Annotated in this window: 20 protein-coding genes; 15 read left to right on the top strand and 5 right to left on the bottom strand. The window is 47.9% G+C overall.

Translation table 11 applies throughout. The features are described from left to right. Positions 1-119: 119 nt before the first annotated feature. Positions 120-1,439: a branched-chain amino acid transport system II carrier protein gene (brnQ, locus tag AB3Y96_RS17065; protein ID WP_367299785.1), complete on the top strand. Its 1,320-nt coding sequence runs from the start codon at positions 120-122 to the stop codon at positions 1,437-1,439. Between the two features lie 145 nt (positions 1,440-1,584). Beyond that, the gene (gene proY / locus AB3Y96_RS17060) at positions 1,585-2,979 is read left to right on the top strand and encodes a proline-specific permease ProY (RefSeq protein ID WP_072308345.1); all 1,395 of its coding nucleotides are present in this window, start codon (positions 1,585-1,587) and stop codon (positions 2,977-2,979) included. A 77-nt stretch (positions 2,980-3,056) separates the two neighbouring features. Here proY and AB3Y96_RS17055 read toward each other — a convergent pair whose 3' ends face one another. Further along, complete coding sequence (locus tag AB3Y96_RS17055) at positions 3,057-3,299, bottom strand: hypothetical protein (protein WP_072308346.1); 243 nt, start codon at positions 3,297-3,299, stop codon at positions 3,057-3,059. A 202-nt stretch (positions 3,300-3,501) separates the two neighbouring features. Continuing rightward, the gene (locus AB3Y96_RS17050) at positions 3,502-4,752 is read right to left on the bottom strand and encodes a mechanosensitive ion channel family protein (RefSeq protein ID WP_367299784.1); all 1,251 of its coding nucleotides are present in this window, start codon (positions 4,750-4,752) and stop codon (positions 3,502-3,504) included. A gap of 217 nt (positions 4,753-4,969) precedes the next feature. Between AB3Y96_RS17050 and malZ the strand changes: the two genes are divergently transcribed. After that, complete coding sequence (malZ, locus tag AB3Y96_RS17045; protein ID WP_367299783.1) at positions 4,970-6,799, top strand: maltodextrin glucosidase; 1,830 nt, start codon at positions 4,970-4,972, stop codon at positions 6,797-6,799. Positions 6,800-6,860: 61 nt separating this feature from the next. On the opposite strand, the gene AB3Y96_RS17040 is transcribed toward malZ, so the two are convergent. Both AB3Y96_RS17040 and AB3Y96_RS17035 read right to left on the bottom strand, forming a co-directional pair. Next, positions 6,861-7,463: a peroxiredoxin C gene (locus AB3Y96_RS17040; RefSeq protein WP_004847724.1), complete on the bottom strand. Its 603-nt coding sequence runs from the start codon at positions 7,461-7,463 to the stop codon at positions 6,861-6,863. A 222-nt stretch (positions 7,464-7,685) separates the two neighbouring features. Beyond that, positions 7,686-8,267, bottom strand: coding sequence for an ACP phosphodiesterase (locus tag AB3Y96_RS17035; protein ID WP_367299782.1), 582 nt, complete (start codon positions 8,265-8,267; stop codon positions 7,686-7,688). A 186-nt stretch (positions 8,268-8,453) separates the two neighbouring features. Here AB3Y96_RS17035 and queA point away from each other — a divergent pair, with 186 nt between their 5' ends. The 5 genes from queA (at position 8,454) to secF (ending at position 14,111) form a co-directional block, all read left to right on the top strand. Continuing rightward, complete coding sequence (queA, locus tag AB3Y96_RS17030; RefSeq protein ID WP_072308350.1) at positions 8,454-9,527, top strand: tRNA preQ1(34) S-adenosylmethionine ribosyltransferase-isomerase QueA; 1,074 nt, start codon at positions 8,454-8,456, stop codon at positions 9,525-9,527. 155 nt (positions 9,528-9,682) lie between these two features. Then, a complete protein-coding gene (tgt, locus tag AB3Y96_RS17025) occupies positions 9,683-10,810 on the top strand; it encodes a tRNA guanosine(34) transglycosylase Tgt (protein WP_025800036.1) in 1,128 nt (375 codons plus the stop codon). A 101-nt stretch (positions 10,811-10,911) separates the two neighbouring features. Continuing rightward, complete coding sequence (yajC, locus tag AB3Y96_RS17020; protein WP_004096758.1) at positions 10,912-11,244, top strand: preprotein translocase subunit YajC; 333 nt, start codon at positions 10,912-10,914, stop codon at positions 11,242-11,244. Between the two features lie 28 nt (positions 11,245-11,272). Continuing rightward, positions 11,273-13,129, top strand: coding sequence for a protein translocase subunit SecD (gene secD / locus AB3Y96_RS17015; RefSeq protein WP_072308351.1), 1,857 nt, complete (start codon positions 11,273-11,275; stop codon positions 13,127-13,129). A 10-nt stretch (positions 13,130-13,139) separates the two neighbouring features. After that, a complete protein-coding gene (gene secF, locus AB3Y96_RS17010; protein WP_072308352.1) occupies positions 13,140-14,111 on the top strand; it encodes a protein translocase subunit SecF in 972 nt (323 codons plus the stop codon). An 81-nt stretch (positions 14,112-14,192) separates the two neighbouring features. On the opposite strand, the gene AB3Y96_RS17005 is transcribed toward secF, so the two are convergent. Next, positions 14,193-14,726 (bottom strand): DUF3251 domain-containing protein, encoded by a 534-nt coding sequence (locus AB3Y96_RS17005; protein WP_367299781.1) that lies wholly within the window; start codon positions 14,724-14,726, stop codon positions 14,193-14,195. Between the two features lie 335 nt (positions 14,727-15,061). Between AB3Y96_RS17005 and nrdR the strand changes: the two genes are divergently transcribed. The 7 genes from nrdR (at position 15,062) to tssB (ending at position 20,694) form a co-directional block, all read left to right on the top strand. Further along, a complete protein-coding gene (gene nrdR, locus AB3Y96_RS17000; RefSeq protein WP_004096754.1) occupies positions 15,062-15,511 on the top strand; it encodes a transcriptional regulator NrdR in 450 nt (149 codons plus the stop codon). 59 nt (positions 15,512-15,570) lie between these two features. Beyond that, complete coding sequence (gene ribD, locus AB3Y96_RS16995) at positions 15,571-16,695, top strand: bifunctional diaminohydroxyphosphoribosylaminopyrimidine deaminase/5-amino-6-(5-phosphoribosylamino)uracil reductase RibD (RefSeq protein WP_072308354.1); 1,125 nt, start codon at positions 15,571-15,573, stop codon at positions 16,693-16,695. A 170-nt stretch (positions 16,696-16,865) separates the two neighbouring features. Next, complete coding sequence (gene ribE, locus AB3Y96_RS16990; protein ID WP_025800027.1) at positions 16,866-17,336, top strand: 6,7-dimethyl-8-ribityllumazine synthase; 471 nt, start codon at positions 16,866-16,868, stop codon at positions 17,334-17,336. 20 nt (positions 17,337-17,356) lie between these two features. After that, positions 17,357-17,776 carry a transcription antitermination factor NusB gene (gene nusB / locus AB3Y96_RS16985; protein ID WP_004096748.1) on the top strand — a complete coding sequence of 140 codons (420 nt, stop codon included), beginning with the start codon at positions 17,357-17,359 and terminating at the stop codon, positions 17,774-17,776. Positions 17,777-17,915: 139 nt separating this feature from the next. After that, positions 17,916-18,893 carry a thiamine-phosphate kinase gene (thiL, locus tag AB3Y96_RS16980; RefSeq protein ID WP_367299780.1) on the top strand — a complete coding sequence of 326 codons (978 nt, stop codon included), beginning with the start codon at positions 17,916-17,918 and terminating at the stop codon, positions 18,891-18,893. Then, positions 18,880-19,401: a phosphatidylglycerophosphatase A gene (gene pgpA, locus AB3Y96_RS16975; protein WP_072308356.1), complete on the top strand. Its 522-nt coding sequence runs from the start codon at positions 18,880-18,882 to the stop codon at positions 19,399-19,401. The genes thiL and pgpA overlap by 14 nt, the downstream gene beginning before the upstream one ends. 783 nt (positions 19,402-20,184) lie before the next feature. Beyond that, on the top strand, positions 20,185-20,694 hold the full coding sequence (gene tssB, locus AB3Y96_RS16970; protein ID WP_072308358.1) for a type VI secretion system contractile sheath small subunit: 510 nt from the start codon (positions 20,185-20,187) through the stop codon (positions 20,692-20,694). Positions 20,695-20,698 lie beyond the last annotated feature (4 nt).

Genomic DNA, 20,698 nt, shown 5'->3' with positions numbered 1-20,698 from the left:
TCGTCCTATAACGCTATTTTCTTCTGTCGGCATATCTCTCATCTGTAAGGATATTTCTCCGCGGCTCATTATTCGATTGAAACTCTTTAAACTGTTATAAGGCAGCACGACATCTCATTATGACTCATCGTTTAACTTCTAAAGATATCCTGGCATTAGGATTCATGACCTTCGCGCTGTTTGTCGGCGCAGGCAATATCATATTCCCTCCGATGGTAGGGTTGCAGTCTGGCGAGCATGTCTGGATTGCGGCTATCGGTTTTCTTATCACCGCAGTAGGTTTGCCTGTTATCACCGTCGTCGCTTTGGCGAAAGTCGGTGGCGGTATCGATGCGCTGAGCACGCCAATTGGCCGTAAGGCGGGTTTGCTGCTGGCAACCGTCTGCTACCTAGCCGTAGGGCCATTGTTTGCGACTCCGCGTACGGCAACCGTTTCTTTTGAACTCGGTATCGCGCCTCTAACCGGCGACGGTGCAGCCCCATTGCTGATTTATAGCGTGGTTTACTTTGCCTTGGTCGTGGCTATTTCTCTGTATCCGGGCAAATTGCTGGATACCGTTGGCCATATTTTAGCGCCGTTGAAAATCGTTGCGCTGGCCGTTCTGGGGATCGCCGCTGTTCTGTGGCCTGCAGGTTCTCATGTTCCCGCGATTGAAATTTATCAACAGGTACCGTTCTCCAGCGGGTTCGTTAATGGCTATCTGACAATGGATACGCTTGGTGCGATGGTGTTTGGTATTGTTATCGTTAACGCGGCTCGTTCCCGCGGTGTAAGCGATACCCGTTTGCTGACGCGTTACACTATTTGGGCAGGGTTAATCGCAGGTATTGGCTTAACGCTGGTTTATCTGAGCCTGTTCAAACTGGGTTCGAGCAGCGGTGAGTTGGTGCCAGATGCTCAAAATGGGGCGGTTATTTTACACGCTTATGTTCAGCATACCTTTGGTGGTGTCGGTAGCTTGTTCTTAGCCGCGCTGATCTTTATTGCCTGTATGGTAACGGCCGTAGGCCTGACCTGTGCGTGTGCCGAATTCTTCGCTCAGTACTTGCCATTCAGCTACCGTACGCTGGTATTTATTCTGGGTCTGTTCTCTATGGTGGTATCGAATCTAGGCCTGAGCCATTTGATTCAAATCTCCATTCCAGTTCTGACCGCGATTTATCCGCCGTGCATTGTGCTGGTGGTGTTGAGCTTCACTCTGCGCTGGTGGAATTCCGCTCCGCGCGTATTTTCGCCGGTAATGGTTATTAGCTTGGTATTTGGCATCTTGGATGCGCTGAAAAGCTCTGCGTTGTCATCCTATATGCCAGCATGGACGGAGCATTTGCCGCTGGCAGGTCAAGGCTTAGCATGGTTACCACCGTCATTAGCGGTTCTGGTTGTGATGGGCATTTATGACCGCACCATGGGCGCGCGTAACGTTGCGGTGCATAACTAAAGATTACTCCAGACGGAACTCATTACATATTTAGATAGTGTATTCAGAACTCTGTGCATTTATAATCAAAAAATATGAGTTAATTTGCAGCACGGGCGTATAGCGCCCGTGTTTTTTTTGACAGGTACTAACGGGTAATTTTTGTATGCAACAACAACCCAACCAGCTGAAACGTGGGCTTAATACGCGTCACATTCGCTTTATGGCGTTAGGCTCGGCCATTGGTACTGGACTGTTTTATGGCTCTGCTGATGCCATAAAAATGGCGGGTCCGAGTGTTTTACTGGCTTATTTGATAGGCGGCGTTGTCGCTTTTATTATCATGCGTGCGCTCGGTGAGATGTCGGTCAATAATCCTCAGGCCAGCTCTTTTTCTCGCTATGCGCAGGATTATCTAGGGCCAATGGCGGGTTATATCACCGGATGGACATATTGCTTTGAAATCCTGATTGTCGCGATTGCAGATGTTACCGCGTTTGGCATCTATATGAGTGTCTGGTTTCCCGCGGTTCCGCATTGGATCTGGGTACTCAGCGTCGTACTGATCATCGGTGCGGTTAATTTGATGAGCGTGAAGGTGTTTGGCGAGCTTGAGTTTTGGTTCTCCTTCTTCAAAGTTGCCACTATCATCATCATGATTGTCGCGGGCATTGGTATCATCTTCTGGGGCATTGGAAACGGCGGCCAGCCGACGGGGATCCACAATTTGTGGAGCAACGGCGGGTTCTTCAGTAACGGCTTCGTTGGCATGATTTTCTCGCTGCAGTTGGTGATGTTTGCCTACGGTGGGATCGAAATTATCGGCATCACGGCGGGTGAAGCTGAAAATCCAAAAGTGTCGATTCCTAAAGCTATCAACTCGGTACCGCTGCGAATTCTCGTGTTTTATGTTGGTACGTTGTTCGTAATTATGTCGATCTATCCATGGAATCAGGTCGGCACGCAGGGGAGTCCGTTTGTGCTGACGTTCCAGCATTTAGGGATTACCGTAGCTGCTGGGATTTTGAACTTCGTGGTGATTACGGCATCGTTGTCCGCGATTAACAGCGATGTGTTTGGTGTGGGCCGAATGCTGCATGGTATGGCTCAGCAGGGACATGCGCCGAAGATTTTCTCTAAGGTTTCTCGCCGTGGCATCCCGTGGGTAACGGTATTGGTGATGGTTTTAGCCTTGCTGATCGCGGTGTATCTAAACTACATCATGCCTGAAAATGTTTTCTTGGTGATTGCTTCGCTGGCAACGTTTGCTACTGTTTGGGTGTGGATCATGATCCTTTTCTCTCAGATTGCATTCCGCCGCAGCTTAAGCGCTGAACAAGTTAAAGCACTGGAATTCCCATTACGTGGGGGAATATTTACCTCGGTCATCGGTATTATTTTCCTGGTGTTTATTATTGGCCTGATTGGCTATTTCCCAGATACCCGAGTGTCGCTTTATGCTGGATTGGTTTGGGTTGTGGTGTTGCTGGCAGGCTATTGCCTAGTGAAGAAGTCAGCCAAAGTTGCATCGCAGGACAAAAAGAAACAGATCTCAGATTAAGCCAGAACCTTGATGAAATGAGAACGGAGCCAAATGGCTCCGTTTTTTTATGGGGGGTTAGACGTGTAGAGGCCTTATCAACCTAATCGTAGATTTCTACCTGATTGGGCATTTGCAGTTGGTGCAGTGACCTCATGGTGCTCTTCATCTTGCTCTTCTCGCCGAGACTCACGTACGCTGAGAATTAGCGCTTCACGAACGTCATGTAAATCGCTAGTGAGTTGAGAATAGCTTTGGTTATTTTGACTGGCAAGTTTACTGATATCGACATCGGCAGAGTGCAGACTGGTCATCAGGATCAGCGCAGACAAAAATGGCATCAGGTGTGCCCTTAGTTTACTAAGGCAAAGTGTACTGAACAATTTCCCCTCCGTTGATGTGAATAAAAGGAGTGCTATTGATAACAGGTTTTGATTATAAGGGAAGGGGGTGGACATTTTTGGCCATGTTTGACATCGCTTCCTTACCTTCAGAAACAATTCTGTGAGGAAATGTCAGCTGAAGGTAAGGGATGTGTGGGCCTTAGTTTAGCTGTGTGCGGCCTATTGCCCGCATATCGTTACCTGTCGGGGTTTGATGCACGCGCAGTCCAAACTCGGAAATAATCGCGAAAGTGTGATCAAAAATATCGGCCTGAATGCTTTCATACTGAGCCCACACCGTTGTATTGGTGAAAGCATAGATTTCCAGAGGCAAACCGTCAGACGTTGGCGCAAGCTGCCGAACCATGAGAGTCATGTCTTTACGGATCTGCGGATGCGCATTGAGATAGGCAATTAGATAGGCGCGAAAGGTACCCAAATTTGTCATCCGCCGACCATTTAGCGGTGAGCTGAGATCGGCATGCAACCCATTGTTATAGGTCTTGATCTCTTGGGTTTTGGCATCGATATAAGGTGCCAACAACGCGCTTTTCATCAGCCGTTGATGCTCTTCATCTGACATAAAGTGAACGCTGGTGGTATCAATATTCAAACTGCGTTTGATTCGACGCCCACCGGATTCTGACATAGCACGCCAGTTGATAAAAGAATCAGACACCAGCGCATAGGTTGGGATCATGGTGATGGTGTTATCAAAGTTGCGTACTTTGACCGTCGTCAGACCAACATCAACAACGGTACCGTTCGCACCATATTTAGCCATTTCCAGCCAGTCACCCAGCTTAAGCATGTTGTTTGCAGAGAGCTGAATACCGGCAACCAAACCTAAGATAGGGTCTTTAAACACTAACATTAGCACCGCAGCCATGGCCCCCAAACCGCTAATTAATAGCAGCGGCGACTGGCCTATCAGAAGCGAAATCATCAAAATGCCGATGATGATTGCCGCAACCAATTTTAGGCTTTGGAATATACCTCGCAAAGGCAGTTGCTCTGCGATAGACATACTGCGCGTGAGATCGAGTAGCGTATCCAACAGCGAAAAGAATGAAAGTAGCGCGTACAGCATTACCCACATTTGTGCGCAGATAATCAGGGCATCGCCCGCGTCAGTGCCGGGATGTAGCCAGAATACCGCTTGGATATTGACGATAACGCCTTGTAACGTAAAGGCTACGCGATGAAAAAGCTTATGCTGGGTAATCACTTTCAGCCATAGCATTTTGCTGTGCTGACCGCGCTTTTCTAAGCGAGAAAGTAGCACCCGATGCAAAAGCAGATGAATGATGACCGCAGTCACCATAATGAGGCCAATAACAAGAATGAGCGAAGTCACATGTGTGAACTCGATTCCATACTGTTCTAGCCATCGTTTCAGTGTGTTGTGCATTGAGCTTCCCTTTTCTTTCAAATATTTTGACGCAATAACCTGACATAGGCTAACGACTTGGCGTTTTCAGTCAACCAGAAGCGAAGCAAAGCACCAATATAAACATAATCATCGCTATCCTCCCCCTCGCTCATCCCTATAAAAAGTGGTTATAGAGGAGTGCGGCCTAATCGCAACGTGGCATGCTCTGCGTTAATCATTCGTGGGGGATAATTTTATGTTGTTTGCCTGGCATTTACCGGTACCACCGTATGTACGTTATCACGCGGAGCATCTTGAGATCCGTCTTTGGGTGCAGGGAGACGATGAACTGCCGCAGCAGGTTATGTTGAGATGCGAGCCCGATAATGAAGAGTGGCTGTTGACGATGCAGCCAGAAAAACAGGGGCATTTTATCTGTTATCAGGCCGATCTCACGCTGCTGGCCGGTGAAGCCGTACGCCGCTACTGCTTTAAATTTTTGTGGGACGATCGGCAGCAGTGGTTTGGGCCGCAGGGCTTCAGTGTCGTTCCTCCAGCGCAGATGGAGCAATTTGCGGTAGAGATCCCTACGCAGTCGCCGGAGTGGGTTGCCGATCAAGTTTTTTATCAGATCTTCCCCGATCGTTTCGCCGCGAGCGGACAGGATCATTCGGTGGAAAATGACAGTTATTATCACCATGCAGTGCAGCGCAAGGTAATTCGCAAAGACTGGGACGATCCTTTGACGGAGGAAAATGCCTCTTCCACTTTTTACGGCGGTGATTTAGACGGAATTGTCGAACGTTTACCTTATCTGCAGGAGATTGGTGTTACAGCTCTGTATCTCAATCCGATCTTTACCGCTCCTAGCAACCACAAATATGACACTGAAGATTATTATCAGGTCGATCCCTATCTTGGCGGTAATGACGCGTTGGTACGCCTGCGTGAGGCAACGCAAAAGTTGGGCATGCGTCTGATCCTTGACGGCGTCTTTAACCATACGGGAGATACCCATCCGTGGTTTGATCGTTATCAGCAACGTACGGGTGGGGCATTTTACGATCTTGCCTCTCCTCATCGTACACGTTTCACTTTTACCGCTGACGGACGAGTGCTTGATTGGAAAGGAAACTCAACGTTACCCAAGCTTGACTTCTCGAGTCAGGCCGTGGTGGACAGCGTTTATCAGGCGGACGATAGCGTACTGCGGCACTGGTTGAGAGAGCCTTACCACATTGATGGCTGGAGGCTTGATGTGGTGCATATGCTGGGGGAAGGAGGGACTGCACGGGGTAACTTGCATCACCTTGCTGGGATGTATCGTGCGGTAAAAAATGAAAATCCCCACGCTTATGTATTTGGTGAGCACTTTGGTGATGCGCGGCGCTGGCTGCAGGCTGGTGTGGAAGATGGCGCGATGAACTATATGGGGTTTGCGCTGCCAGTGCGTTCGTTTTTAGCCGGGGTTGATGTGGCTTATCAGCTGATCCAGCTTGATGCTCAGCAGTGTGCCGAGTGGATGGACGGCTACCGGGCAGGCTTATCGCATACTCAGCAGTTGGCTATGTTCAATCAACTGGATAGTCATGACACCGCGCGCTTTTTAACTTTATTGGCCGATAAACCACAGCGTATGCGCATGGCGCTAGTTTGGCTCTTCACCTGGATTGGCGTGCCATGTTTATATTACGGTGATGAAATTGGTCTTGATGGAGGCAACGATCCGTTTTGCCGTAAAACATTCCCGTGGGATGAGTCACGCTGGGACGGTGATTTATTGGCGTTAACTAAACAGATCACCACCTTAAGACACCACAGTAACGCATTACGGCGAGGCGGATGCATGGTGGTACATGCTCGCGCCAATACGCTGGTATTTGTTCGTCAGTATGAAGATGAAACGCTGCTCATTGCTCTGCAACGAGATGGCGAAGGACACTGTGTTTTGTCTAATTCGCCAATAATTCCGACGGGCAGTTGGGAAAAATTCGACGGCGAGGGGAAATTGGCTCAAGAGGCTGACTATATCGAACTGACTTTACCTACCGAAAGTGCAACTGTCTGGCAGTGGTCTGCTGCCTAATACATCCTTTAGCTAATAAAAAAGCGGCCAATTGGCCGCTTTTCTCACATTGCTAACTGAATTACAGTTTAGCAGCGTTTTCAGACAGGTATTTAGCGACGCCGTCTGGAGACGCGCCCATACCTTCTTGGCCTTTTTCCCACTGAGCTGGGCAAACATCACCGTGCTCTTCGTGGAACTGCAGCGCATCAACCATACGCAGCATTTCATCGATGTTACGGCCCAGAGGCAGGTCGTTAACAACCTGATGGCGAACCACACCTTCTTTGTCGATCAGGAATGAACCGCGCAGAGCAACGCCAGCTTCTGGGTGTTCGATGCCGTATGCCTGCATGATTTCGTGTTTGATGTCAGCAACCAGTGGATACTGAACTTCACCGATGCCGCCATTGTCGACAGGGGTTTTACGCCATGCGTTATGAACGAATTCAGAGTCCATTGAAACGCCAACAACTTCAACGCCACGGGATTTGAATTCTTTGTAACGATGATCAAAAGCAATCAGCTCAGAAGGACATACGAAAGTGAAGTCCATTGGCCAGAAGAAGACAACCGCTGGCTTGCCTTTAGTAAATTCTTTGAAGTTGAAGTTTTCAACGATTTCACCGTTGCCCAGTACGGCAGCGGCAGTAAAGTCAGGGGCTTGACGAGTAACCAGGACCATATTAACTCCTGTTAATTGTATGTTGGATGGATGATTAAATTCTTAGGTCGGGAGTCACTATACGTATTAAACGTTGGTGAATAAAGCGTAAAGCGCCGATTGATAAGATAGCTTTTACCTATCAATAATGCAAAAGGGTAAAAGTAAAGATTGGTATATAACATAGCGCTTTTGTAAAAAAGGGCAATAGGGAAACGCACTAACTGTTAACAGCGTCAGTGTTTATAGGGTCTTTGCCTTTGCTCGGGCGATCATTTGTGGATAAAACTGCCAAAATGTTTGCTCAAGAAGGGTGTAGTTATTTTCGATATCGTTAAAAGATCCCGCCAGCGCACCGAGTTTCGGCCTGCGATTTGCCATACCTTGTAACACTTTGGCAATAAATGGCAGTTCAGCGTAGCGTTCTAGCCAGCGCTCTTGCCACATATAAGCATTGAGGTTTTGAAAGCGCTCTGGAGAATTTGGCAGCATCGGCACAATTTCAATTTGAGCACGGTTAACGAAAGCATGTAGAGAGATGTCTGGCTCCAATTCTTGCCAGTGCAGGGCGAGAAAATGATCCCATACGACATCAAGCGTGATGGGCGCAACGCGGCGAAATTCTTCGCGGAAAAAGCGTTTCGCCTCTAAAACTTGCGGGAGGCGGTCGATCATCACATCAACTCTGCGATGCATGAATATGCCGTCGATAACCTTTTCTGAGTAATTTCCCTGTGGGTTACCGCGGACAAAGTCGGCCAAAATATTGCCATACAGCGAGCTGTTGGCCAGTGAGGCAAGATGAAGGTGTGCGAGAAAATTCATCTAACCATTATAAATGAGAATGAAGATGTTTAATCCATGTTTTTATGTGGGTAAGGATTCCTATTAATAAAGACTAATAACATCCTTAACCGCTTAACAGTTGCAGCCGAACGCTTGCGGCTCTAGACTAAGCGGCCTGTTTTTTGCGTGCTCCTACGTCTGCTATATATAGAGTGAATACTAACCATGCGTGTTTCTGATTTTTCGTTTGAACTTCCCGATAACCTTATTGCTCGCTATCCACAAGCAGAGCGTAGCGCGTGCCGTTTGTTATCGCTAGACGGGCCAACGGGAAAATTAGAGCACGGCGTTTTCACTGATGTTCTGGATAAAATTGAAGCAGGCGACCTGCTGATTTTCAATAATACCCGCGTTATTCCTGCTCGTCTGTTTGGCCGCAAAGCCAGTGGCGGTAAACTAGAAGTATTGGTTGAGCGTGTGCTGGACGATACCCGAGTATTGGCACATGTGCGCGCTTCGAAGTCGCCTAAACCTGGGGCTGAGCTGCTGCTGGGGGATAACGAAGATATTCGTGCCACCATGGTTGCACGTCATGACACGTTATTTGAACTGCGCTTTGACGACGGTCGTGATGTGCTGACGATCCTGAATGCAGCGGGTCATATGCCATTACCACCTTATATCGACCGTCCTGACGAAGATGCCGACCGTGAACTGTATCAAACTGTCTATAGTTCCCGTCCTGGTGCCGTAGCTGCACCGACTGCGGGTCTGCACTTTGATGAGCCGTTGCTAGAAAAACTACGCGCCAAAGGCGTTGAGATGGCCTTTGTGACACTGCATGTTGGCGCGGGGACGTTCCAGCCAGTGCGTGTTGATACCATCGAAAATCACACCATGCATTCCGAATATGCCGAAGTGCCACAGGATGTGGTTGATGCTGTGCTGGCATGTAAGGCGCGTGGCAATCGCGTTATTGCGGTAGGAACAACGTCCGTTCGATCGATCGAAAGCGCGGCAGCGGCGGCAAAAGATGCACTCATCACGCCATTTTTTGATGACACGCAAATCTTTATCTATCCGGGCTATCACTATCAGGTGATTGATGCTCTGATAACCAACTTCCATTTGCCTGAATCTACGTTGATCATGTTGGTGTCTGCTTTTGCGGGTTATCAAAATACTATGCATGCGTACCACGAAGCGGTGGCGAAGGAATATCGTTTCTTTAGCTATGGGGATGCCATGTTTATTACCCGTAGCGAGCTAGCAGAGCAAGAAAAAATCTCTGCTGAGTGATTTCGTGGCCCGTAGAGCTGTTGATAAGACGCAGCATACGGGCCAATTTTTGCCCATAAAATGTTTAGCTTCCCGCTCTGACGGGTATGTTGAATAGGGCTTCTTTCCATTAGGAATGCAACATCAGACTGTTTTTCTGATGCTGGAGGTTTTGAGTGAAGTACGAATTAGATACTACAGATGGCCGTGCTCGTCGCGGTCGTTTGATTTTCGATCGTGGCGTGGTTGAAACACCTGCGTTTATGCCTGTTGGGACCTACGGTACCGTTAAAGGAATGACGCCAGAAGAGGTGAAAGAAACCGGCGCACAAATCTTGCTGGGTAATACTTTCCACCTTTGGCTACGTCCAGGACAGGAAATTATGAAACTACACGGCGATTTGCATGACTTCATGCAGTGGAAAGGTCCTATTCTGACCGATTCCGGTGGTTTTCAGGTCTTTAGCCTAGGCAAAATGCGTAAAATCAAAGAGGAAGGTGTCCATTTCCGCCACCCGATCAACGGCTCACCGATTTTCTTAAGTCCTGAAAAATCGATGGAAATTCAGTACGATCTGGGTTCTGATATCGTCATGATCTTTGATGAGTGTACGCCGTACCCTGCTGATTGGGATTACGCCAAGAGCTCTATGGAGATGTCTCTGCGCTGGGCAAAACGCAGCCGTCAGCGCTTTGATGAACTGGGCAATAAAAACTCTCTGTTCGGGATTATTCAGGGCGGTGTTTACGAAGATTTACGAGATGTATCACTAAAAGGGCTGGTAGATATCGGCTTTGATGGTTACGCTGTGGGCGGCTTGGCCGTGGGCGAGCCAAAGGAAGACATGCACCGTATTCTGGAACATGTTTGTCCGCAAATTCCTGAGGATAAGCCTCGCTACCTGATGGGCGTAGGTAAACCGGAAGATTTGGTGGAAGGTGTACGCCGCGGAATCGACATGTTCGATTGCGTGATGCCAACTCGAAATGCGCGTAATGGTCATTTGTTTGTGACCAACGGTATTGTAAAAATCCGTAACGCCCAATATAAAGATGACGTCACAACGCTGGATGCAGAGTGTGATTGCTATACCTGCCGCAACTATAGCCGTGCTTATTTGCATCACCTTGACCGTTGTAATGAAATTCTTGGTGCTCGCTTAAACACGATCCACAACTTGCGCTATTATCAGCGTTTGATGGCTGGTTTACGTCAGGCCATTGAAGACGGTAAATTAGACGAGTTCGTGGCCGATTTTTATGGTCGACAGGGTAAACCTGTTCCGCCAGTGGGCGCCAAATAAATTTAGGCCGGCAGGAGCGATACCTGCCGGCTTTTAGAATGGCTTGTTTCTGGCTGTTTGTAGTTGCATTCAATCTGTAGTTAATAATGAGGGATATTTAGATGAGTTTATTCATTTCCGACGCTGTGGCATCTGCTGGGGCACCGGCTCAGGGCAGCCCGTACTCTTTGGTTATCATGCTGGTAGTGTTCGGCCTGATTTTCTATTTCATGATCCTGCGTCCACAGCAGAAACGTGCGAAAGAACATAAAAAACTGATGGATGCCATCAGCAAGGGTGATGAAGTTCTGACCAACGGCGGTTTGATCGGTCGCGTAACGAAAGTTGCTGAGACGGGTTACATTGCCATTGCTCTGAACGATACCACCGAAGTTATCATCAAACGTGATTTCGTGACCGCTGTTCTGCCGAAAGGTACGATGAAAGCGCTGTAATTTTTTGATTTTCCCTAAGGGAACTGCCGTGTTAAACCGTTATCCTTTGTGGAAGTACATCATGCTGATCGTGGCGCTAGCCGTTGGTCTGCTTTACGCACTTCCTAACCTTTATGGCGAGGATCCGGCTGTTCAGATCACTGGCGCGCGCGGTGTCGCCGCCAGTGAAACAACACTGGTCCAAGTCCGTGATGAGCTTGAAAAACAGCACATCGCCAGCAAGTCTATTGCGCTGGAAAATGGTGCCATTTTGGCACGCTTCAAAGATACTGACGTTCAGCTCCGTGCACGTGAAGTGCTGATGGATATGCTGGGCGACAAATACGTTATTGCATTGAACCTTGCTCCGGCAACGCCGATGTGGCTTGAAGCCATTGGCGCGGAACCGATGAAGTTAGGTCTGGATCTGCGCGGTGGTGTGCACTTCCTGATGCAGGTTGATATGGAAACGGCTCTGAGCAAACTGCAAGAGCAAAGTATGGATATGCTGCGCAGTGATTTGCGTGAAAAGGGCATTCCATATTCAACAATCCGTAAAACTGACGGTTCCTCCAATGGCGTCCTGATTACATTCCGTGATGCAGCGACTCGTGATAAAGCGAGCAGCTATCTTTCGCCTCGTTACCTTAATAATCTAGTCTTTAGCAAGGTTGGCGATAATGGTCTGAAAGCAGTAATGACCGATCAGCGTCTGCAAGAAGCTCGCGAATATGCTGTTCAGCAGAACATCAATATCTTGCGTAACCGCGTCAACCAGTTGGGTGTTGCCGAACCGCTCGTTCAGCGTCAAGGTGCAGATCGCATCGTGGTTGAGCTGCCGGGTATTCAAGATACTGCACGTGCAAAAGAAATTCTGGGTGCAACCGCGACCTTGGAATTCCGTTTGGTAAACTCGAATGCTGACAGCACTGCTGCTGCTAGTGGACGTGTGCCGGGCGATTCCGAAGTGAAGTACACACGTGATGGGCGTCCGATCGTGATGTATAAGCGCGTTATCCTGACCGGCGATCATATTACCGATTCTACCTCGAGCCAAGACGAGTTTAACCGCCCTCAGGTTAATATCTCGCTCGACAGCGCCGGTGGTAGCGCGATGTCTAACTTTACGAAGGATAACATCGGTAAACCGATGGCAACTCTGTTCGTTGAGTATAAAGACAGCGGTAAGAAAGATGCGGGCGGCAAATCAATTCTGGCTAAGCAAGAAGAAGTGATTAACGTTGCGACTATTCAGTCTCGTTTGGGGAATAGCTTCCGTATCACCGGTATCGATAACCCGAATGAAGCACGTCAGCTTTCGTTGCTGCTGCGCGCGGGTGCGTTGATTGCGCCAATTCAGATCGTTGAAGAACGCACTATCGGCCCGACTCTAGGCGCTGAGAATATTACCCAAGGTCTGGAAGCGTGCTTGGCTGGTTTGGTTATCTCGATCCTGTTCATGCTGTTCTTCTATAAGAAATTTGGTCTGATAGCGACCTCTGCGTTGCTGGCTAACCTCGTGCTAATCGTTGGGATTATGTCTCTGCTGCCGGGGGCGACTCTGACCATGCCGGGTATTGCGGGGATTGTGTTAACCCTTGCAGTAGCAGTAGATGCTAACGTACTGATAAACGAACGTATTAAGGAAGAACTTAGTAACGGGCGTTCAGTACAGCAGGCGATCAACGAAGGTTATCAAGGCGCATTCAGCTCCATTTTTGATGCTAACGTTACGACGCTTATCAAGGTCATCATCCTGTATGCCGTTGGCACCGGGGCAATTAAAGGCTTTGCGATCACGACCGGTATTGGTGTGGCGACGTCAATGTTTACCGCCATCATCGGTACTCGTGCCATCGTAAACCTATTGTACGGCGGCAAGCGCATCAACAAGCTGTCTATCTGAGGAGTGCGTTGTGGCACAGGAATATAGTGTTGAGCAATTAAACTACGGCCGTAGAGTCTATGACTTTATGCGCTGGGACTACTGGGCTTTCGGTATTTCTGGTTTTCTGTTGATACTTTCTATCGCAATTATTGGCGTGAATAAGTTCAACTTAGGACTCGATTTTACCGGTGGTACCGTCATCGAAGTTTCGCTGGAAAAACCAGCGGATATGGACATGATGCGTGATGCTTTGCAGAAAGCCGGCTTCGTTGATCCGCTGTTGCAGAATTTTGGTAGCAGCCGTGACATTGTTGTGCGTATGCCTCCGACTACCAGCGAAGCGAGTGGTGAAGCGTTAGGCAGCAAAGTCCTTGGCGTGATTAACGAGGCCACCAACCAGAATGCAACGGTAAAGCGTATTGAGTTTGTCGGGCCGAGCGTTGGTGAAGATCTGGCACAGCACGGTGCGATGGCGCTGTTGGTAGCGCTGCTTGCCATTTTGATCTACGTTGGTGTTCGGTTCGAATGGCGTTTAGCTGCTGGGGTGGTTATTGCATTGTTGCATGACGTGATCATCACCTTGGGCGTATTGTCGTTGTTCCATATTGAGATCGATTTAACCATCGTCGCATCGCTGATGTCGGTTATCGGCTACTCACTTAACGATAGTATCGTGGTTTCCGACCGTATTCGTGAGAATTTCCGCAAGATCCGCCGCGGAACACCTTACGAAATCTTCAACGTGTCGTTGACACAAACGTTACATCGAACATTGATCACTTCAGGCACCACGTTGATGGTTATCCTGATGCTGTATTTATTCGGTGGGCCGATGCTGAAGGGCTTCTCGCTGACCATGCTGATCGGTGTTTCTATCGGTACGGCCTCTTCCATCTATGTCGCATCCGCGCTGGCGCTGAAACTTGGCATGAAGCGTGAACACATGTTGCAGCAGAAGGTAGAAAAAGAAGGGGCGGATCAGCCGTCAATTCTGCCGTAATAACCGTGAAATACTGTCGGTTAGAGTGACAAAAAACCCCGCCTCGGCGGGGTTTTTTTATGCTTGCATGTCAGCGTAAAACTACTGACGTTCTAAGCCACTGAGGCGGATGAAACCAAGGTTCTCCGGCGAGATATCGCTGAAGCGGACTTCCATGCTGGTGACATTGGTTGGTGCAGCAGGGCTCGTGAAGCTGATATTTTGCGACAGGATACTGCTTTGGTCAGGTTCCAGCGTTGCCTGATTTAACGTACCCCATTCCAGAGAGCCGGTGAAGCTAGGCAAAATCGAACCATTGGCCGTTTTGATCTGCAATACGGCTTTGCTGCCGTCTGCTTCAGGCTCAAGATGGCTGATTAAGATGCGTAGTTGACCAAGACTTGTGATCCCTAATGCGTCACTATTAGCCGCAGGGATCAGGTAAATACGCTGTTCATTATTTTCGTTCATCGCTTTCTGACGCTCCAGATACTCAGCTTCAGTGCTTAGTTTCTGGACTTTTTGTGTCAGCTCCTGAACTTCAGACTGAAGAGCTTCAGTTTTAGGATCAGAAGCGCATGCCGTTAGCATCAATGCCAAAGGGGCAAGCACGAATAAAGGGCGGAATATAGACATAGATCGCTCGATTTATTATGGACATAGATAAAAGATTAATCGCCTTTGCTCTGAATGTCACATGCTAATTGCTTTGTTTCCGATATCAATAAGTATAGTTTGCTGGAAATAATGCGTAATAAGTTTGTCTATTCAGGTTTCTTGAAACTTGAGAACGATTAGCGCTGAGACAACAATGAGACAACAAATAGTGCAGAAAAGGCATTAAATAGCACTCATTGGTCAATGTTCGATGGAAATGTGTTATTTACCGCATAATTGGTAAACTGACTTCCTTTTGTTGTTATGTCACTTCGGGGTACACTAGCGTTATCTCAGGCCTTTCAGGAAGAGCTATGCATTGCCCATTTTGTTCCGCCGTTGATACCAAAGTTATTGATTCCCGTTTGGTTGGTGATGGTACTCAAGTGCGCCGCCGCCGCCAGTGTCTGGTTTGTAACGAACGTTTCACCACCTTTGAGGTTGCTGAACTGGTGATGCCTCGCGTCATCAAAAGTAATGACGTTCGAGAACCGTTTAACGAAGATAAGTTACGCAGTGGCATCTTAAAAGCATTAGAAAAACGCCCTGTAAACTCAGATGACGTTGAAATGGCGATCAGCCATATTAAATCTCAGTTACGTGCCACCGGCGAGCGCGAAGTTCCTACTAAAATGGTAGGCAACCTCGTCATGGATGCGCTGAAAAAACTCGATAAAGTTGCCTATATCCGCTTTGCTTCCGTATATCGTAGCTTTGAAGACATCCGCGAGTTTGGCGAAGAAATCGCGAAACTACAGGACTAGGCTATTTTCAATATTTGACAGTACCAGCTTAGCGTTTATTTCATTTTTGGACGATATTTATGCAGCAAGATCAGCAGCGTGGCGACGAATTTTATATGGCGAGAGCCTTTGAGCTAGCACGCCGTGGGCGTTTCACCACCACGCCGAATCCCAATGTTGGCTGCGTTGTCGTTCTTAACAATGAGATTGTAGGGGAAGGTTATCACCTACGCGCCGGTGAGCCTCACGCTGAGGTTCATGCGTTACGTATGGCAGGGGAGAAAGCCCGCGGCGCAACGGCCTATGTCACCCTTGAACCATGCAGCCATCACGGACGCACACCACCTTGTGCCGATGCGTTAATCGCTGCTGGCGTCAGCCGAGTGGTTGCGGCAATGCAGGATCCGAACCCCAACGTCGCAGGACGCGGTCTATTCAAGCTGCAACAAGCAGGTATCGATGTTAGTCATGGTCTGATGATGAATGAAGCCGAAGCCGTCAACCGTGGCTTTCTCAAACGCATGCGGACTGGTTTCCCTTTTGTGCAACTGAAGATGGCGGCATCTTTAGATGGCAAAACGGCGATGGCATCTGGCGAAAGTCAGTGGATCACGTCGGCTGCGGCACGGCAGGACGTGCAGCGATACCGTGCCCAGAGCTCAGCAATATTGAGCTCCAGCGCCACGGTGCTGGCTGATGATCCCTCACTTACCGTGCGCTGGGATGAATTAGATGTAACGACTCAGCAGGCCTACCCGAAAGAGCATCTTCGCCAACCGCTACGCGTTATTGTTGATAGCCAAAACCGCGTCACACCAGCGCATAAAATTGTCTCACAGCTGGGCGAGACGCTGTTGGCAAGAATTCATCCTGATGAACAAGTGTGGCCAGAAGGTGTCAAGCAACTCTCTATTCCACAGTACGGCCAAGGGCTGGATCTGGTTGTGTTAATGATGCAACTGGGCAAGCAGCAGATCAATTCGGTTTGGGTGGAAGCTGGTGCATCCTTGGCCGGAGCTTTGCTACAGGCTGGCTTAGTCGATGAGCTGATTGTTTATATTGCGCCAAAACTGCTGGGCGATAGCGCGCGCGGTTTGTGCGTATTACCTGGTTTGACTGAACTGGCGGATGCACCTCAGTTTGTATTTAGCGAAGTGATGCCTGTGGGCTCAGATTTACGTGTTGTACTACGTAACGCGTACTAATCATGCTCTGAGCGTTGTTTTTACTGCTTTATTTTTGTTTCATCTCATCGCCTGCCCCAAGTTAGCGAAATGCACCTGAGCAGGGGACGAAAGAATGTGGTAGAATCCGCCCCCCTATTCGCTCTGAAGAGAGATAGGGGTATTGAACATAAAGATTTTAAGGAAACTGTATGAAAACGATTGAAGGCGTTGTTGCTGCTCCACAGGCTCGTGTTGCTATCGCTATTGCGCGTTTTAACAATTTCATTAACGACAGCTTGCTGGAAGGTGCGATTGACGCCCTGAAACGTATTGGCCAGGTTTCTGATGACAATATCACTGTAGTTTGGGTTCCGGGTGCCTACGAACTGCCATTAGCCGTTCGCGCGCTGACCGACACTAACCGCTATGATGCGGTTGTCGCCTTGGGAACCGTAATCCGTGGCGGTACTGCCCACTTTGAATTTGTTGCAGGAGAATGCAGCTCTGGTCTGGCAAGTGTAGCCATGAACAGCGTTGTACCTGTCGCATTTGGCGTACTGACTACCGAAAGTATCGAACAAGCCATTGAACGTGCTGGGACTAAAGCGGGCAATAAAGGTGCAGAAGCTGCCCTGACCGCTCTCGAAATGATCAATGTTCTTAAAGCAATTAAAGCCTGATTTTTAGTAAGGGGAATTCCGTGAAACCTGCTGCTCGCCGCCGCGCCCGTGAATGTGCTGTTCAAGCACTTTATTCTTGGCAGATATCCAAAAACGACATTGCTGATGTTGAGTATCAGTTCTTGTCAGAGCAGGACGTCAAAGATGTCGATATTAGCTACTTCCGTGAGCTATTGTCTGGTGTCGCTACTAACGCAGAATATTTGGATGGCCTGATGGCGCCAGTATTATCGCGTCAGTTGGAAGAATTGGGTCAGGTTGAGAGAGCGGTTCTGCGTATTTCTCTGTTTGAACTGAGCAAGCGCGAAGACGTCCCTTACAAAGTTGCAATTAATGAAGGTATTGAGCTCGCAAAAACTTTTGGCGCTGAAGATAGCCACAAGTTTGTTAACGGCGTACTGGATAAAGTTGCTCCAACAATTCGTAAATCTAAAAGATAAGATTGCTGTTCAGGTTTACCTGACGGAAGCCCTCGGGCCATTTCGTACACCCAAAAAGGCCGGTTCTCCGGCCTTTTTGTTGGGCAAAATTAGGTAAACATAGAAGAGTAGTATCATTAAACCACTCAGGAAATGTGTTATGGCATGCGGCGAATTTGATGTTATTGCCCGCTACTTTAACCGTCATCGGACGGCTCGTCGGGATGTGCAGCAGGGAATTGGTGATGATTGTGCCCTGCTTTCCGTTTCTGAAAAACAGCTGATTGCAATCAGCACCGATACCCTAGTATCTGGCATTCATTTCTTACCTGATATCGATCCTGCCGATTTAGGCTATAAATCTTTAGCTGTAAACCTGAGCGATTTGGCGGCTATGGGGGCAGATCCTGCATGGGTTTCTTTGGCACTGACGCTCCCTGAAATCAATGAGCCGTGGCTTGCACGTTTTAGCGATAGTTTATTCGAGCAGCTTGATTATTACGGTATGCAGCTAATTGGCGGTGACACCACCCGCGGCCCGTTAAGCATCACCTACACCATCAATGGCCTAGTGCCTGCTGGGCGCGCATTACTGCGCAGCGGCGCCCGTATCGGTGATTGGATTTATGTTACCGGTACGTTAGGAGATAGCGCCGCTGGATTAGCTATTTTACAGAATCGACTTTCGGTAGAAGATGATGAGGAGCGTAATGCGCTAATTCATCGCCATCTGCGACCCCATCCGCGCGTGTTACAAGGACAAGCATTGAGAGATCTTGCCAGCTCGGCGATTGATATTTCTGATGGTGTTGTTTCAGACTTGGGGCATATTCTGAAAGCTAGCGATTGTGGTGCTAATCTTTACCTAGACGATTTACCGATGTCAGCAAGCTTAACGAATAATACAACACCGGAACAGGCACTACGGTGGGCGTTGTCCGGCGGCGAAGATTACGAGCTATGTTTTACCGTTCCTGAGCTGCATCGTGGTGCGTTAGATGTTGCACTAGGCTTGTTGGGCGCTGATTTTACCTGCATTGGACAAATTGCCCCAGCGGCTGATGGTATGCGGTTCTGGCGTGGTAACGCTCAGGTGGAATTAGATCTTCAAGGATTTGACCATTTTGGCAAAAATTAGCAAGTACGACAGCCAGGCTGCGAAAGCGCGCCTGCGCATGAGCAACCCGTGGCATTTACTAGCAACAGGATTCGGCAGCGGTTTGAGCCCGATTATGCCCGGGACTATGGGGTCTATAGCCTCAATCCCGTTTTGGCTATTGTTGATCCAGCTACCGTGGCAGCTTTACTCGCTGGTCGTGATGTTTAGTATTTGCATCGGGGTTTATATCTGTCATCGCACGGCGAAGGATATGAAAACACACGACCACGGCAGCATTGTGTGGGACGAGTTTGTTGGCATGTGGATAACGCTGATGGCCCTACCCGTCAATAGTTGGCAATGGGTGCTAGGCGGTTTTCTAGTCTTTCGTGTGCTGGATATCTGGAAGCCGTGGCCAATTCGCTGGTTCGATCGTAATGTTCACGGCGGCATGGGTATCATGGTGGATGATATCGTGGCGGGTGTCCTCTCCGCGGTGATTATCTATGTGATTGGTCATCATTGGCCGATAGCGTTATTTGGTTAATGTATCCTCAGAGGTTATTGCAGGGCGTAGAAGCTGTGCGATAACCTACTTAGACATTTTATAATAATTGGTTTATTTCTCTCCAAGAATCACTCAAAGCAACCTGCCTGCCTGCCTGCCTGCCTGCCTGCCTGCCTGCCTGCCTGCCTGCCTGCGTACGTACGTACGTGACTGATATGTCATTTCTAACTCTGTAATTTCTTCATATTTTATCTGAATATCTAATGTGGTAATGGTGTTCTTGCCGCAGTATTGCAACCCGAACCGATATTTGCCTTGTCGAAAAATAATTACCTGATTCATAGGGTTACTGTTGTAGGAACAAGCCGCTCTTTTTGTTTGAGGTCCAAGCATGGTTATCACGGCTAGGCTCACCATATGTCATACGGCCTAAACATAAGCACTGGTGCTGCCAAATTAGGTGTAGTGGATTGCGGCTCCTAATGTCTCACTACAATATTTTAGTATGAGTAAATTGTATTTATAGTCATGTGTTTAATTGATTATGGATGTATACCATCAGAATATCAAAGATGATTGATTTCATATTATTTGTGGTGGCGTGAATTTATATTCTTTGGATTTATTTGTATTTTGAATATTAACTCACTTTTCATTTGATGAAATTATTTATGTAACTTAGTTTAATTGTATTGAATGAATAAATAAATTTTTAGAAATTATAATAGATAATAAAAAATGTTATAAAACTTATTGCATAGATTGCTAGCGAAGCAATCCGTTTTTAGTTTTATTTTTCTCATTGACTAATCGGATTATTATATGAATAAGAAATCAGAAGGTAGTGTCGCTCCCAAGGAACGAATTAATATAAAGTATGTTCCATCTACGGGGGAGCAGCATGATGAAGTTGAATTACCTTTAAATCTGCTTGTTATTGGCGATTTAAAAGGGACAACAGAAGATGCTTTAATTGAGGAGAGGCCTGCGGTCTCTATCGATAAGTATAACTTCTCATCGGTAATGAAGGAAGCTGATATACAGCTAGATATGGATGTACCAAATCGCCTAGAAGACAATGCTAAAGACGACCTACGCGTACGGCTTAACTTTGAATCAATGATTGATTTTACCCCCGACCGTGTCGCCCGTCAGGTGCCAGAGCTAAATAAACTTTTAGAGCTTAGAGAAGCACTGGTGGCATTAAAGGGGCCATTAGGGAATATTCCAGCCTTTCGTTCTCGCTTACAATCGTTATTGTCTGATGAATCGTTAAGAGACCAGCTATTAAGCGAGCTAAATATGTCTATTGCTGCTGGTGAATCTAAATAACATT

Origin of the sequence: Hafnia alvei, from assembly GCF_964063325.1 — a bacterium.
Lineage (GTDB): Bacteria > Pseudomonadota > Gammaproteobacteria > Enterobacterales > Enterobacteriaceae > Hafnia > Hafnia alvei_B.
Note: the sequence above shows the minus strand (reverse complement) of the source record. Positions and strands in the feature narration are given on the sequence as shown.